Origin of the sequence: Methylobacterium sp. J-072, from assembly GCF_022829425.1 — a bacterium.
GTDB lineage: Bacteria > Pseudomonadota > Alphaproteobacteria > Rhizobiales > Beijerinckiaceae > Methylobacterium.
The window spans coordinates 92,882-107,400 of sequence record NZ_JAKSYK010000180.1 but is presented as its reverse complement, the minus strand read 5'-3'; the positions used below and the strand labels follow the sequence as shown (position 1 = coordinate 107,400).

The following is a 14,519-nucleotide window of genomic DNA, read 5'->3' as shown; positions in this document are numbered from 1 at the left end:
GGCCACAACCTTCCGAGACCAGCGACACGATTGGAGTTTCCGATGCGTACGATGACGGTACTGACGACGACCTTCCTCGCGCTGTCGATGGTGACGGCGGCCCAGGCACAGGCGCCAATGGCTCCTGCCGGGGATGCGGTGACCACGATGCGCGAGGCCGGACGCGAGGCGAGCCAGGCGGCCGACGCTGCGCAGGAGGCGGCCAGGCTGGCGATGACGGCATCGCGGAAGGCGGTGCGGGACGCCCCGCAGCAATCCGCCGATATGATCGGAAGACTTACGACCGACGCCGCCGATGCAGCGACGCGGGCCGAGACCAAGATCACCGAGGCTAACCGCGCGGCGGGGGTGAAGGCCAACGCCTCGATGCGGAAGGCAGCGGATTCAGCGCGGAAATCGGTCGAGGCGACCCAGGTTGCGATGCGGAAGTCCCAGGATGCTGCTCAGGCGTCGATCCGTTCCAACGTGGCGTCGGTTCGGCAGGCTGTGTCCGGAGCGCGGGCGTCCATCGTCAAGGCTGCAGCGGCCGCGTCGAACGCCGCGCGCGCGGCGCGCGATGCCGCCAAGACCACCTGGGGCCGCGACATGGCGCAGGGCCAGGCGCGCGGCTGACCGGGTCGGATGCGGCTTCCAGAGCGCAGATCGGGGGAATGGCGATGGCGATGACCAGGATGGCGCAAACCTGCGAGAAAGCCGCGCACCAACACGACCGGGCGGCCGCCCATTACCGGCAGTCCGCCAGGCACCTTGCGAACGGCGAGCACGCAGCGGCCGCGAAGGAGCGGGACCTCGCCCTCGACCACTCCGAGAAGGCCCGGATCGACGAGCTCGGGTTGCGCCCCGATGGGGTCGCATCCGATGGGCGAGCCAGGGCCGAGGCGGCCTGGCACTTCATGGGATGACAGTCCCACCCATCCGTCTCCCTGCCACCGCCGATCAGGAATCCTCCATGTCGAACCCGAGTTTTCCCGAGCTGCCGAACCCCGCCTTTCCCGATCCGTCTCCGGCGCATCCGCCACGTCCCGACCAGAGCCCGCTTCCCGAGCCGCGCGGCGTACCGGATTATGGGCCTGATGAGATACCACCCTCGAGCGAGCCGCTCGGCATCCCCGGCGGCGCGCCGCCGGAGATCGGATGAGGACGGACACGCGGGTGCCCCCACCTTCCGGCGTCGCGCCCGCGAGAGGTCGGCCCGCCACCTTCGAGTACGAGGCATCCCGCTCCCATGCCATCGAGGGGGCACCGGGCACTCAGGGCCTGGGCGCGCATCGCGAGCACGACCGGATCGTCGGCGAATTGGCGCGGACGGTCGACGGCGCCGATCCGTTCGCGGCGGCGGTCCGGGCCTCGCAGATGGCGATGGTCATCACCGATCCGCTCCAGCGCGACAATCCCATCGTCTTTGCCAACGACGCGTTCTGCGCGCTCACCGGCTACCCCCGCGATTAGATCCTCGGGCGGAACTGCCGATTCCTCCAGGAGCCGGATACGGACCGCGACGAGGTCGACCGCCTCCGGGCTGCGATAGCCGGGCGCGTCCCGGTCGAGGTCCAGTTGCTGAACCGCCGCAAGGACGGTGGGGTATTCTGGAACAGGCTGTTCGTCTCCCCGGTGTTCCAGGGAGACGATCTCGCGTTCTTCGTGGCCTCGCAGTTTGATGCCACGTCGGAGAAGGCACGGCTCGACCACCTGAAGACCGACCGCGCGGCGTTGGAGCGGGAGGTCGAGCGACGGACCCGCGACCTATCGGAGAGCGAGGAGCGCCTGCGGTTCGTGCTGCAGGCCGGACGGCTGGGCTCGTGGAGCCTGAACCTTTCCGACATGCGGTTCGCCGCATCCGAGACCTTCAAGGTCACCCTCGGGCTTGAACCGGGCGACCCGTTGAGCCTGGCGGCCTACGACGCCCTGATCCATGGGGACGACCGTGCGAGGCGGGACGATGCGGTCGCCACCTGCATCGCGGGACACGGTGACTACGACATCGAGTACCGCATTGTGCCCCCCGCCGGCGATGTCCGGTGGCTCAAGTTTCGCGGCAAGCCTTTCTACGACGATGACGGGGTACCGTTCCGCTTGGCGGGCATCGCCCTCGACGTGACCGATCGCAAACATGCGGAGGCGCATCGGGCGATGCTCGCCAACGAACTCAACCATCGGGTCAAGAACACTTTGGCCACGGTCCAGGCCATCGTCGTCCAGACCCTCCGGGCCAACCTTTCCCACGCCGAGACCCGGGACGCCATCCAGGGCCGCATCCACTCCCTGGCGGCGGCAAGCGACGTGCTTACCCGTGAGCGCTGGGACGGGGCAACGCTGACCGAGGTGGCGACCACGGCCCTGGCGCCGTTTCGGGCCGAAGGCGACGAGCGCATCAAGGTCAGGGGTCCGGAAGTCATGCTGACGCCGCGGCTGGCCCTGGCCTTCTCGATGGCCTTCCATGAGCTCGCGACCAATGCCGTGAAGTACGGCGCGCTGACCAACGAGGTCGGACGCATCCTGCTCGATTGGGACGTCCTTGCCGGCTCTCCTATCCGGACCTTGCGTCTGACCTGGCAGGAGTTCGACGGGCCTCCGGTCTGCCCGCCATCGCGAAGGGGCTTCGGCTCGCGTATGATCGAGCGGGCCCTGGCGGACGAGCTCGAAGGTCGGGCGGAGATCGACTACCGCCCCGATGGCATCGTCTTCACCGCCGAGGCGCGTCTCCCGGAGACAGCCCCAGGGTTGAGGGCCTGACGCGACCCGGCTGGGGGACGAAGACCGCAGCGATCTTTGATCCAGCGCAAGGCGTGACCGCGCCGGGGCTTGCGGCCCGACCGGAGGATTTTCACTTCCATCCCCGGAAGGATATGACGTGATCATCGGCGAGACCATCGATGCGCTGACGGCGCAGGACAGACGGCTGCAGGAGATCCTGAGAGGGTCCGACGACGGCATCTGGTAAAACTCGGACCCCCTGGCTCTGTATCCTTAGTTGGGTCGGTAGGAGGCCTTCCGCTTTACTGGCGAACCTCCTCCGAAGCGGATGGGTTGCAATCGGTCAGGAGCTGCCAAAGGCAGCCCACCGTACTGCCTGGAAGCAGACCTTCCGGCCTTCAGCAATGGGTCTTGAGCCACCATTGGGTTGCTGCCCGAAAGCCGACGTTCGGCATTGCGCCCTTCTCGGCCATTTGACGACCTTCGGCTGAATCTGAAAGCGGAAATCGGAGAAAGTTTAGTTATTGGGCAGTTTTGCGTGACATCAATTTTTTCAATCTTGTATTACTAGCGGCCTACTTGAATTGCCGGAGTCGATTATTATCGGCCAAGGGCCTCCTGCTACAGCGAACAGACTCTCCGTTCTCGTCGAGGCGCATGGCCACCCTTTACGTATTTGCGAATGCGGCTGCCCCTCTTGGGGCGACGCGTTTGAATCTAGTGCGTCGTCGGTCAGCGAATGCCGCCGTCGCTGAGCCGGTACCAAGCGATGATCGCCGAGACGTACAGGCGGTGGAACGCGTGCATCGGTAGCGGCGCGACTGGTGTCAGCGGAAGCGGCAGGCGGTCGGTGTCGCCCGTCGTGATGTAATCGGCGATTACCCGTCCCATCGTGGATTGCAGACCGACACCGCGGCCTTGGCAGCCGATGTCGATGAGGAGCCCGGGGGCGGGCTCGTGGAGGTGAGGCAGGTAATCCTGCGTGATCGCTACGCGGCCGCACCAGCGATGGTCGAACGCGACCCCGTCGAGCTGCGGGAATAGCTTGCCGACGATGCGCTCGAGATGCGCCCAGTCCCGGGGACTGCGCGGCTCGCGGAACGGGCCGCGGCCGCCCATCAGCAGGCGGCCGGTATGGTCGAGGCGGAAATACAGCAGCAGCTTACGCGTGTCCGAGGAAACCTGCCCCTCCGGCAGGATCGAGCGGCGCAGGTTGTCCGAGAGCGGTTTCGTGGCGACCTGAAAGGAATTGGCCGCGATCACGGTCTGCGCGAGCCCGGGCCATAGGCCGTCCGTATAGCCGTTGGTGCACAGAACGACCCGTTCGCTGGAGAGCCGCGCGCCCTGCGCGGTGGTGACGGTCCAGGTCGACCCGTTGCGGGACAGGCCGGTCACCGGGCTGTCCCCGTGGATGACGGCGCCGGCCTTCAGCGCCGCACGGGCGAGGCCGCGGGCGTAACTCAGCGGCTGGACCGCACCGCCGCGGCCGTCGAGCCAGCCGCCGAGGTATCGCTCCGTCCCGAGCAGCCGATCGGTCTCGGCCTTGTCGAGGACCTGGGTCGGCGCACCGAGGCCGGCCCATTGCTCCGCCCGGCGCGCGACCTCGGCGAGCCCGGCCTCGGTATGGGCGCCCTGGATCCAGCCCGCGCGCCGGTGCGGCACGTCCATGGCGTGCTTGGCGATCAGGTCGAAGACCGTATCGGCGGTACTTCCGGCGAAGCGCGCGAGCCGCTCGCCGCGTTCGCGCCCGAACTTGGCGACGAGGTCGGCGGGATCGTATTTCAGGCCCGGGATGACCTGACCGCCGTTGCGCCCGGAGCCGCCGAAGCCGACCTCGCGGGCCTCCAGCACCACCGGCCGGATCCCGCGCTCGGCCAGGTGCAGGGCGGTCGAGAGGCCGCAGAAGCCGCCTCCGACGATCACGACGTCCGCCTGCCCGGAGTCGGTCAGCTGCGGCGTCTCGGGGCCGGGCGGCGCGGTGGTGGCCCAGAGCGACGGCGCGAGGGGAAACGGTTCGGCCACGGTGATCCCTAGAGCGGATGCAGCACGCGCTGCAGGAAGTCCTGGGTGCGCGGGTGTTGCGGACGGTTGAGGATCTCGGCGGCCGGGCCCTGCTCGACCAGGCGTCCGCCGTCGAGGAACAGCACGCGGTCGGCGACCTCCCGGGCGAACCCGATTTCGTGGGTCACGACGATCATGGTCATGCCCTCGTCCGCCAGCCCGCGCATCACCCGCAGGACGTCGCCGACCAGCTCGGGGTCGAGCGCCGAGGTCGGCTCGTCGAACAGGATCGCCTCGGGCCTCATGGCCAGGGCCCGGGCGATGGCGACGCGCTGCTGCTGGCCGCCGGACAGCGCGTCGGGCCGGGCGTGCTCCTTGCCGGCGAGGCCGACCCGGGCGAGCAGGGCCCTCGCCCGCTCCTCGACCTCGGCGCGGGGCTCCCGCTTCACGTGGATTGGCCCCTCGACGACGTTCTCCAGCGCGGTCCGGTTGGCGAACAGGTTGAAGCGCTGGAACACCATGGACACGCGGGTCCGGACCGTCTGGATGCTGCGCTTGTCCCGGTCGACGCGCTGGCCGTCGACCCGGATCTCGCCGCCGTCATAGGCTTCGAGCCCGTTGATGCAGCGCAGCAGGGTTGACTTGCCGGAGCCTGACGGCCCGATGATGCAGACCACCTCGCCCTTGGTGACCTCGGCCGAGACGCCCTTGATCACCTCCAGTGAGCCGTAATGCTTGTGCACATCCTGGAGGACGATCACCGGTGGCGCCCCTTCGCTTCGAGGTGGCGCACCAGGAGGATCAGCGGCAGGCTCAGCGCCAGGTACATCAGCGCCACCATCGTGTAGACGCTGGAGTTCTTGAAGGTCGAGGAGGCGATGAGCTTGCCCTGCAGGGCCAGTTCCGCGACCGTGATGGTCGAGGCTTGCGACGAATCCTTGAGCATCATGATCATGATGTTGCCGTAGGGCGGCAGCGCGATCTTGACCGCTTGCGGCAGGATCACCCGGCGCATGGTCATCCACCAGCCCATGCCGATCGAGAGCGCCGCCTCGACCTGCCCACGGTCCACCGCCTCGATGCCGGCCCGGAAGTTCTCGGCCTGGTAGGCCGAATAGGCGATGCCGAGCCCGATGATCGCCGCCTGGACCGCAGTAAGCGACAGGCCGAAATCCGGCAGCACGAAGTAGATGTAGAACAGCTGCACGATGATCGGGATACCGCGCAGGATGTTGATCATCACCGCGCTGAAGCCGGCCAGCACGGCGATGCCCGAGACCCGCAGCACCGCCCAGAACAGGCCGAGCACGGTCGAGACCACCAGGGAAGCCAGGGTGATCAGGACCGTGAGCTGCACGCCCTGGAACAGGATCGGCAGATAATCCTGCGCGTCGGCAAGGAACTCGCGCATGCAGCTCAGGACCGGTCGGCGGAGGGCGGCAGACCCCACTTCGTCAGGATCTTCTCGAGGGTTCCGTCGGCCTTCAGCTTGGCGAGCGCGGCGTCGATCTTGGCGAGCAGGGCGGTGTCGGCTTTGCGCACGCTGATGCCCACCGCGGCGACGACGCTCGGCTTGAGGGTCTCGACCAGCCGGACGCCGGGAAACATCCCCTGCTTGACGTAGTAGGCCAGGATCGGGGCGTCGGCGAAGCCGGCCTTCAGCCGTCCGGAATTCACGTCGCGGATGATGTCCGGGATCGCGTCGTAGATCTTCACCTCGGCGAACAGGCCGGATTTCTTCAGCGGCTCGACGAAGGCGGTGCCGACCTGGGCGCCCACGGTCTCGCCCTTCAGGTCGGAGAAGGACGTGTAGTCCTTCGTGTCGGCCTTCGGGACGATCAGCCCCTCGCCGTAGCTGTAGACCGGCGCCGAGAAGGCCACGACTTCCTTGCGCTGGGGCGTGATGAACATCGCCGCCGAGATGATGTCGATCTTCGAGGCGGTGAGCGCCGGGATCAGCGTCGAGAATTGCAGCGGTTCCACCGCGACGGCGAAGCCGGCCTCCTTGCCGACCGCGTTCACAAGGTCGACCATGACGCCCTGGATCGAGTTGGTCTTGGTGTCGAGAAAGGTGAACGGCAGGCCGGTGGGCGTCGCGCCGACCCGCAGGGGCGGCTCGGCCCTGGCCGGGCCGGCGATCAACAGGGCGAGGCTCAGGCCCAGGCTCGGAAGCAGGCGTCTCATGGCGCGGATCCTCGACACTGGCATAGCGCGGCGCGGCGCTATCGCTCTTGCGTTTTCATATCTGTGAAGATTACCGCACGGTTCTGAACTCGACGCAAGGTGATTTCACGTGCATGAAGATGCTACGGAGTCTCCAGGATGACGCTGCGGTGAGCAGGCCCAAAGTCGAAGCGATGCCCGCCGATCCGGTGGACCGGGCCGTGGGCCAGCGGCTGCGCGCCCTGCGCCAGGAGCGGCACCTGTCCCTGGAGAAGGTTGCGGCCAGCACCGGGCTGTCGATCGGTTTCATCAGTCAGGTCGAGCGCGGCCTGTCCTCGCCGTCGCTGCGTGTCCTGGCGCTGCTCGCCGATACCCTCCAGACCGGGATCGGCGGCCTGTTCGAGGCGGCCCCGTCCGAGAAGGACCCCGACCCGATCGTCGTATTCGAGCGGGACCGGGCCGAACTCAAGCTCTGGCGCGCCGGAATCACCAAGCAGTTGCTGACGCCCGTGGGGGGAACGCAGAGCCTCAGCCTGTTCCACATGGTGCTCGAGCCGAAGGCCAGCACCGGCGAGGAGCTGTTCAGCCACGATGGCGAGGAAGCCGGCTTGGTGCTGGAGGGACGCATGACCCTGATCGTCGAAGCCCGCACGCTGGAGCTTGCAACTGGCGACAGCTTCCGCTTCGCCAGCCATCGGCCGCACCGGTTCAGCAATCCTGACGGCCGGACGCGGGCCGTCGTTCTGTGGGTCAACGCATTGAGGATAGATCAAGCGGCCGCTCCATGAGTTCTGGCGGCGGAAGCTCGGTCAGCGCGTGCCACGCTAGGCCGTCGCGACCCGTCAAGGTCTCGGCCCCTATCCTGACGTCGCAGAAGTAAGTTTTGAGAAAGTGAGGACCGGACTCAAAGCGCAAGCCGCGTCGACCTCCCCGCTTGAACGCGACATTCGCATAAGGGCACGCTACGCAACCAGGCGCACCGTGACGTTCCGTGGCCGCCTTCGGCCCAGTGTGAGCCCTGGGAAGGTCCGCTTCCAGGCTGACGAGAGGTGCGGCCTACGGCTGGGTTGGGTGGAAAGCCGCCAGTCCGCTCTTGGCGTTGTATCGTCGAAAGCGGACCTCGCAGCCTAGGCTTAGGAGCCGGAATACTCTCCATCGATGAGCTGCTCCATCCGGGGTTATGCCTGTGACCGCCTCAGATAGCGTGCGGACACTCTCGTCCACCGGACCGTTGTGAAGCGAAGCTCGGCTAACCTGAGGCTTCGACCAGTGCGGCCATTTAATCTTTCGCCGGTCATTGCCAGAAGTGTGGCTTGGATGCGCCAACCTAAGTGCTTTACCGGTTTACGATCGCACCACAAACCCGCGCTGCGTGTCTTTTGCAGCCTTGAATAGGGAATCGGAACCGGCGACAAAACTTAAAACGAAGCTGCAGGGTACGGCCATGGCCCGGGGAAGATGGTGTGGGTTTCTGCTGGCGGCAGCCGCCTCCTTTCCAGGCCAAGCCCGCGCGCAGATCTCGCCGATCGATATCTTCGGAACCCTGATCGGTGCCGCTCAAGCGCAAGCGGCACGCGAGGCTTGGGCACGACTACCAAGTGCTGATCGCTCGTGTCTCGATCGAGCTCTTGCCCGCCAGAATGCTGACATCGCCGGTCTGACCCAGCGCGGCATTGGTCCGGACGATGGACGGTTGAGCGCGGTGTTCGCTCAATGCCGACGCTTTACCGAACCGAACTTCCGGCGCGGTTATAGCTGCACGGTGTCGGACGATAGCGGATGGTCGATCACGACGACCTGCAACCAGACGTTCGCCTACCGCAATGGTGATGGCCACGTCCAACCCGTTGAAGCGCGGGAGGCGATCGACCTTCATTTCTCGGGCACCCGGATCATCGTTGCCGATGTCGAGACTGGCGAGGCGCGTGAGACGCGCCGGGCCCGCGCGGAGGCGCAGGGACGCGCCGAGCAGCTTCAGGTGCTCAAGGGATCGCTGACAGCCTACCAGCGGGATCCATCCCCTGTTGTCCGGTCCGAGATCGCCCGGATCCAGAGCCGCATCGACCAGCAGCTCGGTGCACGCACCGGACCATCCGCGCCCGATACCGAGTCACTCAATCGGGAGATCGGCGGGTTAAGCGCGCTGTCTCAGGCCGAAGCCCTGCGCATGGCCGCGCTCGATCGGATGAGCGGACTGCGTGCGCAGGCGGAAGCCCGCACGAAGGCCGATGTGGCCGATGGACTGCGCAAGCGTCTGGCCGACCTGCGCAAGGACGCCGTTACGGTTTCCGAACCACCCCGGCCAGCCTCACCGACAAAGACAGTGGGTCCGGCGCGCGACCTCGGCCCCTCGTTCGACTGCGAGCGGGCGAATACGCCCCTCCCCATGCTGATCTGCGAGGATGGCGGGCTGCGGCGCGTCGATCTCGACATGGCCCGGGCGTTCTACGCGCTCCGTCAGCTTCACCCGGAAGCCGCGGCCGAGCTCAAGGAGGCTTCGAACGACCTCGTGAAGCGCACGCTTGCGTCCTGTCGAATCCCGGAGATAGGCAAGATCACGGCGGCAGTTCGGAAGGCCATCCCCTGTATCGCCGCAACCTACCAGCGTCAGCGGGATGCTTGGTCCGCCCGCGTCGGTCGTGAAGGGCCGGCCTCGGCCCGACAGGAGATTGCTCGGTCGCTGGAAGATCATGTTCGCCTTCAGGAGGCATTGCGTAACGCCGGCTATCTCCCCGCCGACGCGACCGCGGACGGCGTCTACGGCGGTGTGACACGCAAAGCACTCGTGGCGTTCGCCGAGGCCGAAGGCATGGACGCCGCTGGTTTTCTCGGCGATGGGCTCGCCGCCAAGCTTGGGCGCGGTTCGACCCCTGCGCCGAACGTCTCCCTCATCACCGATCCAAGCCTCCCCGCGCGCATCGATGCCGTCGCACGGCGCTACGAGAACTACCTCACGGATCTCGGTGTCGAGGAGCGGGATCGTGGCACGCGCCTGCAGGCACAGCGCCAGATCGACGAGCAGCGCAAGCGCGTCGAGGCCCTCCTGGCCGGCCCCGTGCCAGAGGACCTCCGGCCGGAGCTCGCCGTGCTAGTCCAGCAGTTCGACGGCGCTGCGCCAAAGGATTTGCCCAAGGCCGCCGAGGCGCTTCAGCAGCGCTTCTCCCAAATCGAGCCAAGGGTGCGGGAGGCCGAGGCAATCCAGCGCGCTGTCACCGACAAGAACCGCTTCCTCGTAGAAGGCGACCCCGGCGATCTGCTGCTGCTCTACAATAGCTCGCCCCGCGCGGTCGCCGTCGTGCGCGGTCTCGACGGCAACCTCGTGTTCGACCCCGAGCGCACTGTCGCCTGCGCGGTGCCCGAAGCGCCGAGCGACCGCATCGCCCTGGAGCAGTTGGTCGCCAAGGCGCACAGCCTCGGTGCACCGGTCAAGGAGACTCTGCCCCCATGCAGCGGCGCGCAGCAGCAGAGCGCCGATCTCGTGGTCTTCGAGCGCGGCGCTCTGCGCGCGCACATTGGGGGGTTCCAGACCATCGCCTCGGCCGTCGACACGGGCGTATTCACCCTCGGCGGCACGGTGCCGAAGTCGGACATCGAGGCCGCACGTCAGGCAGAAGGGATCCGAGCAGCCGAGGCCGAGAGCGAAATCGCTCGCGGAATCTCGAATGGCTTGGCCGTCCTCGCTTTTGGCCCCGGGTCCCGTACGATCTGCCGGATCGCGACCGGAGAAAAGATTCTCCACGATCAGCTTTTGCAGCCCTACGAGGCATTGCTGAGAGCGGAATTGCGCGGTGTGACGACAACGGTGACCGCGAACGCTGAGGGAGCCTTTCTGTCGATCAAGCGCGGGCAGTGCGGGGCTGCCTATGGCACTGCCAAGGACTTAGCTACGCTGGTGAAGGGTCTTACCCGCGACGGGATCACATTCCGCTATCTGCCGATCTGGATCACGCCCGAAACAGTCGGCAAGGCGCAAGCAGTGTTGACGGAGCAGCAGGCTACGAAGCAGCGCGATCGCGAGCAGGACGAGCGTCGGCGCGAGCGTGATGCAGCCGCGCGTAGCCGGATTGCGCTCGTCGACCGCCTCAAGCGTGATCAGGCCGAGGCCGAATCGACCCTCAAGGGTGGCATCCCGCAGGATCTTCAGACGTTCCTCAGCGGCTTCGTCGCCGAGGTCGCGAGCATCGCGCCCGAGACTTCCGATACCCGGCTTGGGGAGCTGGCGGACGCCTATGCTGGGAAGCGCATCCGCATCGACGAGGCAGCACGGCTCGCCCGGGCAGTCACGACGAAAAGCCGTTTCCTTATGGATGGTGACCGCGGCGACCTGATCATCCTGTATAACGACAGCGGCAAGGCCCCATCGGTCGTCCGCAACCTGCGCGGCGAGTTGGTATTCGAGGATGGGCGCGCCGCCGCCTGCCTGTATCACGCCCCGCTCTCTGACGTGTTCATGAACCGTCAGATCCGCGACCGCAGCGCTGCACTGGGAGCCAAGCTTGACCTGCCACTCGCATCATGCGGCGCGAACGATCTCGTTAGCCAAGATCTCATCTTCGCCGAACGAGAACGCCTTCTGCGTGAGCCCGTCAACCGGGTGATCAGCTTGGTGGATGCCGTCAACGGCAACCTGTTCGCGCGCCTCAACGTGATAGACGCGAGCGCTTTAGCGGCGGTCAAGCAGGCCGAAGCGGCCAAGGCGAACGAGGTCGAGGCCAAGGTTCGTAGTAAGACTGCAGACGGCTTCGGCCTCGTCGTCGTACCCAACGGTTCGAGCGTACTATGCCGGGTGCCGTCGGCGGATGCCGAAGTCCACGCGGCGATCCTGACCCGCCTGAATGACCGGATCACCGACGAACTGCCGGGTCAGCCCGTGGCCACAGCGACGTCGGCCGATGGCGCATTCATCGCGGTGAAAAGGAGCGAGTGCGGCGCGGTCTACGCCGCTGCCGCCGATCTCGCCGCACTCGACGAAGCCATGAACCGGGATGGGATCATCCATCGCTACCTCCCGCTCTGGATCGAAGCGGCGGAGGTCGCACAGACCCGGGACTCGATCGAGCAGGACAAGACGCGCAGCGCCGAGCAGCAGTTCAAGCGGCAGCGCGAGCTCGACGACCGCAGGAAACTCGATCAGATCAAGGCGAACGAAGAAGGCGTTCGCCGTGCCGCGCAGGAACAGGCGCTGCGCGCGCAGTACGGCGAGCGAGCTCGGTTCTTCGAGCAGACACTCGGTGACGATGCCCGTGCCTTCGCCACCGGTGTGCAGACCGTCAGCTTTAGCCAGCTCTATCCGAAGCTCGCGGAGCATTACCGGGAACAGCGCAACGATCGCTGGGAGTTCATGTCTCTGGAAACCCACGTGCTCGACTACGGCACGGCGCTCTACAAAAACCGCCCCCTCGAAACAGCCCTTGTGACCACCCGCATCAAGATGCGAAATCGCATCAAGGGCGAGTATCAGGATGTCTGTTACGTAACGGGCTATATCAATGACGCGGAGTTCAACGTGACGCGTGACGCGTTCGGAGAACTTTGTGACGAAGTCGGAACCAAGCTCGCCCGGTACAAGCAAAACGAGTATTTCACCAGCCGTTGGATTGTACCATGACCGCCGAGATCGACGTGCCTGCCACGGTTCCGGGGAAGCAGGACGTCATCAGGATTACCTTTTCGGTCACCGAACATGTCAGTCTCGCCTACCACGAGAATGCGGTTCCGGTGATCCGCAAGGCGGTGGTCGAGAACCCTTCCGAGCGTGATCTTTCCGATATCCGCGTACACATCGAGAGCCGTCCGTCGTACAGCCGCTGACGCCCCGCATCGATTGCATTCCGGCCGGCTCGAACCATCACATCGCGTTGCCGGATGTTGTCGATCAGATCAGGAGGACAGTCTAAGCCTCGTCTCTGCCATAGTAGCAGAAGAGCATACGTCCGCTTTTGGGATCCGCACGGCCGCACGTGAACGACTGTGTTGGGTCGACACCGGACGGATGCTAACTAGAAACTGAATGTCCGCTGTAGGACGGTGGGCTGATGTCTGCTCGTGGCGCGATCCAGACCTGGAACGTCCGCTGAGGCAGCGTCCCGCTTCTGGGATGCTGCCAGATCCGGCTGAAGGGCCACAGTGGGCGCGGAGCGGTACGTCCGAACTTAGCCTACGAGTTGAGACTCGCTGGAGCCGCGGCAGACCAGGGCGGTTAACGGTCAGTCGGGAGGTAATCGCACCGCGACCTCGTTGCGCCGCAGGATCGGGATCGCGAACGGCGGATCGTAGCCGAGGAAGACGACCGGACCGGTGGCTTTGCAAGACGTGGCCAGCACCTCGCCAAGAATGCGCCCCTGCTCGGTCCTCGCCTCGGGCGTGGCGCCGCCCGAGAAGCGCAGCGCCGCCATCCGCTCGGCCGGGATGTGGACCAAGCGCACCCCCGCTTCCGTCGGCTCGGGCGCGCCCTCTGCAGCGACCGTGCGGGGCAGGTAGAACCTCATCGTGTCCACCGCGCCCCGCTCGACCGGCACCGTCATCGCGATGCGCCGCCTGCCGACCTCCACCGGCGCCGTCATCGCGATGCGGCTACCGTCCCGGTTCGCGCCGGCAATGTATCGGAACAGCCGACCGAACGCCTCGCCGTCACCTTGTCCCTGGGCGTTAGTCTCTACGGCGAGGCGTGCGTCGTAGGCCCGGACCTCGACCCCGCGGTCGAGCCGCTCGACCACGGCGTAGCGCGGCTGCTCGTACAGCGCCCGGATCCCGAAGACACCGAGGACCGATTCGACCAGGGTGAGCGCGTAGTAGAGGAACGTGTCCATTGTCGCGGGTCCAGGCGGGCGAGTCCGCCTGCTCAAGGCCCACGGCCGCGTACCGTTCCCGCCCGCCACGCCACGCGGTGTCCCGGGCGGCCGCGGTCAAGCGGACACATGGCGCGCGAGCCCGCGGTCGGGTCTTGTGTGCAGATCCGCGACGGTGAGGAAGTTCGCATGGCCCATGTCCTCGTCCTGGGCGCCAGCAAGGGCGTCGGCCTGGAGACGGCCAAGGCGGCCCTCGCGGCGGGGCACCGGGTCCGTGCCTTCGCCCGCTCGGCCGCCGGCATCGACCTGCCAGGCGATGGATTAGAGCGGTTCACGGGCGACGCGCTGAACGCCGGCGACGTCGGTCGCGCCCTCGACGGGGTCGACGTGGTGGTGCAGGCGCTCGGCGTGCCGACGCGGGACCTCCTCGGTCCCGTACGCCTGTTCTCGGATGCCACAAACCTGCTCGTGCCCGCGATGGAGCGGGCCGGGGTGGATCGGCTCATCGCGGTGACCGGCTTCGGAGCGGGGGACAGCCGCGACGCGATCGGCCCACTGCAGCGGCTGCCGTTCCGCCTGATGCTCGGGCGCGCCTACGACGACAAGGACGCTCAGGAGATGCGCATCCGCCGCAGCCGCCTCGCCTGGACGCTGGTGCGGCCCGGTATCCTGACGAGCGGCGCCGCCATGGGCCGCTACCGGGCGATGACCGAGCCGTCGACGTGGCGCAACGGCCTGATCGCCCGGGCAGACGTGGCGGGATACATCGTCGGCCAGATCGCCGAGCCGTCCCACGCAGGCAGGGCCGTCGTCCTCGTCCGGTGACGGGGAGCGCCCCGCGTCATGATGGCCCTCGCTCCTCCCGCACCGCCC

Annotated in this window: 13 protein-coding genes; 8 read left to right on the top strand and 5 right to left on the bottom strand. The window is 66.8% G+C overall.

Annotated features, from left to right (window positions below):
* Positions 1-30 precede the first annotated feature (30 nt).
* The 4 genes from MKK67_RS21870 to MKK67_RS21860 all read left to right on the top strand — a co-directional run bounded on the left by MKK67_RS21870 (position 31) and on the right by MKK67_RS21860 (position 2,733).
* Positions 31-612 (top strand): hypothetical protein, encoded by a 582-nt coding sequence (locus MKK67_RS21870; protein WP_243969371.1) that lies wholly within the window; start codon positions 31-33, stop codon positions 610-612.
* A gap of 44 nt (positions 613-656) precedes the next feature.
* On the top strand, positions 657-902 hold the full coding sequence (locus tag MKK67_RS21865) for a hypothetical protein (protein ID WP_243969369.1): 246 nt from the start codon (positions 657-659) through the stop codon (positions 900-902).
* A 232-nt stretch (positions 903-1,134) separates the two neighbouring features.
* On the top strand, positions 1,135-1,449 hold the full coding sequence (locus tag MKK67_RS32805; protein WP_313899035.1) for a PAS domain-containing protein: 315 nt from the start codon (positions 1,135-1,137) through the stop codon (positions 1,447-1,449).
* Positions 1,450-2,733, top strand: a complete 1,284-nt coding sequence (locus tag MKK67_RS21860) for an HWE histidine kinase domain-containing protein (RefSeq protein ID WP_313899037.1) — start codon at positions 1,450-1,452, stop codon at positions 2,731-2,733.
* 693 nt (positions 2,734-3,426) lie between these two features.
* Here the strand turns inward: MKK67_RS21860 and MKK67_RS21855 are convergent.
* Genes MKK67_RS21855 through MKK67_RS21840 form a run of 4 tightly spaced genes read right to left on the bottom strand, consistent with a single transcriptional unit; the run spans position 3,427 to position 6,879 of the window.
* A complete protein-coding gene (locus MKK67_RS21855) occupies positions 3,427-4,716 on the bottom strand; it encodes an NAD(P)/FAD-dependent oxidoreductase (RefSeq protein WP_243969367.1) in 1,290 nt (429 codons plus the stop codon).
* Between the two features lie 8 nt (positions 4,717-4,724).
* Positions 4,725-5,456 carry an amino acid ABC transporter ATP-binding protein gene (locus tag MKK67_RS21850; protein WP_243969365.1) on the bottom strand — a complete coding sequence of 244 codons (732 nt, stop codon included), beginning with the start codon at positions 5,454-5,456 and terminating at the stop codon, positions 4,725-4,727.
* A complete protein-coding gene (locus MKK67_RS21845) occupies positions 5,453-6,106 on the bottom strand; it encodes an amino acid ABC transporter permease (protein WP_243969363.1) in 654 nt (217 codons plus the stop codon). Before MKK67_RS21845 ends, MKK67_RS21850 begins: the two co-directional genes overlap by 4 nt.
* 5 nt (positions 6,107-6,111) lie before the next feature.
* Complete coding sequence (locus tag MKK67_RS21840) at positions 6,112-6,879, bottom strand: ABC transporter substrate-binding protein (RefSeq protein WP_243969361.1); 768 nt, start codon at positions 6,877-6,879, stop codon at positions 6,112-6,114.
* Positions 6,880-7,052: 173 nt separating this feature from the next.
* On the opposite strand from MKK67_RS21840, the gene MKK67_RS21835 reads away from it, so the two are divergent.
* From MKK67_RS21835 to MKK67_RS21825, 3 genes are all read left to right on the top strand, one after another.
* Complete coding sequence (locus MKK67_RS21835; protein ID WP_243969714.1) at positions 7,053-7,646, top strand: cupin domain-containing protein; 594 nt, start codon at positions 7,053-7,055, stop codon at positions 7,644-7,646.
* A 656-nt stretch (positions 7,647-8,302) separates the two neighbouring features.
* Complete coding sequence (locus MKK67_RS21830) at positions 8,303-12,466, top strand: peptidoglycan-binding protein (protein WP_243969360.1); 4,164 nt, start codon at positions 8,303-8,305, stop codon at positions 12,464-12,466.
* Entirely contained in the window at positions 12,463-12,669 is a 207-nt protein-coding gene (locus MKK67_RS21825; protein WP_243969358.1) for a hypothetical protein, read from the top strand. Before MKK67_RS21830 ends, MKK67_RS21825 begins: the two co-directional genes overlap by 4 nt.
* Positions 12,670-13,064: 395 nt before the next feature.
* Here MKK67_RS21825 and MKK67_RS21820 read toward each other — a convergent pair whose 3' ends face one another.
* Positions 13,065-13,667, bottom strand: a complete 603-nt coding sequence (locus MKK67_RS21820) for an SOUL family heme-binding protein (protein ID WP_243969355.1) — start codon at positions 13,665-13,667, stop codon at positions 13,065-13,067.
* A gap of 168 nt (positions 13,668-13,835) precedes the next feature.
* Between MKK67_RS21820 and MKK67_RS21815 the strand changes: the two genes are divergently transcribed.
* Positions 13,836-14,471 carry an NAD(P)-dependent oxidoreductase gene (locus MKK67_RS21815; protein ID WP_243969353.1) on the top strand — a complete coding sequence of 212 codons (636 nt, stop codon included), beginning with the start codon at positions 13,836-13,838 and terminating at the stop codon, positions 14,469-14,471.
* Positions 14,472-14,519: the final 48 nt, after the last annotated feature.